1 protein-coding gene is annotated in these 1,679 nt (G+C 70.0%); it reads right to left on the bottom strand.

Annotated elements, in window-relative coordinates; genetic code table 11:
- Positions 1-152: 152 nt before the first annotated feature.
- A complete protein-coding gene (locus tag ACZ53N_RS37265) occupies positions 153-1,559 on the bottom strand; it encodes an IS1380 family transposase (RefSeq protein WP_469145120.1) in 1,407 nt (468 codons plus the stop codon).
- Positions 1,560-1,679: the final 120 nt, after the last annotated feature.

Here is a 1,679-nt window from a genome sequence, read left to right as displayed (position 1 = left end):
CCTCGCTGTTTCGCTTCGGGTGGCTGGGCTGGACTGATCGCGTTGGATCGGTGATTGCGGTTGCTGGCCTGCCGGTGGGCATGGCGGGGGCCCGGCGCGGTGGTCGGGTTCTCCGGGGCCTTCGAGTCGTGGGCGGTCAGGGTGGCTGTTGATCAGCTGGCCGGGCGGGGCAGTGCGGCGAGGCGGTGGAAGGCTGTGGCCAGTTCGTGTCTCCATGGCCAGGTCGCCGAGATCCGCAAGCGCAGGCGTCGGCCGCCGCGGGTGAGGCGGGCGGCGACGTGCAGCAGCCGGTAGCGGAGCTTCTTGGGCTCGCCGGCCGCGAGTTCGCCGTCCAGTAGCAGGACGCGCATCCAGGCCAGCAGGTCGATCGCTGCGAGGCTGAGTTCGAGCCAGACGGCATTGACGCCGAAGTCGCGGGAGGGGAAGCGGCCGAATCCGGTGGTCTTGCCGCAGCGAATGTGGTCCTCGACAGTGGCATGCCCGCGGTGACGGACCTCCAGGAACTGGGCGGAACCACCACCGCAGTACGGGGTGTCGGTGAGGAACACCTGGTGCCGCAGGCCCTCGTCCTGATCGAACAGGGACAGCTGGGCTCCGGGGTGCGGCCGCTCCCGGCGCACGATGATGCGGGTCCCGGGCGGGTAGCCGTCCAGATCAACCATCCCGGTCAGCTCGGCCACCTCGGCGCCGTCACGCAGCGTCCCGTCCTGGTCCAGGGCGGGATGCCAGAGTCGGTCGGGCATGGCCCGGACAGCGCGGCGGACCGGCTCGGTGATGGCGTATCCGACCGAGAAGAAGGTACGGATTCCTCGTTTCCGCATGTCGCGGACGTGGGCGAGGAAGGCTTTCGAGGATCCGGCACTGTCGGCGCGGACCAGGATGTCGGTGCCGTGCCGGTGAGCGTCGGGGATCTGCGCGAGTGCCTGGTCGAGTACCGCAATGTGATCGGCGGCAGTGTTGGCGCCGGCGTTCCCGGGCCGCAGCAGCCCCGACACGGCCTCGCCGGTGTTCGCGAGGAAACACAGCAGCGGATGGAACCCGAAGCCGCCCTTATAGGTGGGTGCGGCCTGCTCCTTCTCGGAGTGGCAGGTGACCGGCGTGGCGTCGAGGTCCAGGACCAGGCCGGGAAGTTCGCGCCCTGCGGCCGTCACCGCGGGTATGCCCTCGCCGGTCTCGGCGGTCTGCATCCAGGCGACTTCCCGGGCTGCGGCGCGGGCCGCTCGCATCGAGGCGAGTGCGGCCTCGTCGGTGTCGGCAAGCAGCCGCCAGGCCGTGGGTGTGGAGGCAACCGGGCCGAACACCTCGGCCTGGTCCCGCAGCACGGCCAGATCCGTGATGGCCTCGCCGCCATCGGCGAGCATCACCGCCAGATCCGCGGCGATCCGACCTGGATCATGCCCGGTCCCGCGCGGCCGAAGCGGCCGGAGAGCGGCGGAGTACGCGGCGGTCAGCCCGGTGGCATCGGCAAGATCCGCCAGCAACCGTGCCCCCGCATGACCGACCACCCCCGAAGCGTCAGCGGAGACACGGAGCTTGGGACGAGAACCGATACCCTTCACGCAGAAAGTGCCTTCCGCTTGGACCGACAGAACCCCTCGACAAGGTTCATCGTCCCAGCCCAGAAGGCACTTTCGTGATTCCGCCCCGCATCCGGCCTCACCCCAACCGAAACGGTGAGG

This window comes from Streptomyces sp. NPDC033229 (genome assembly GCF_055576875.1).
This window is presented reverse-complemented; position numbering and strand designations above follow the sequence as displayed.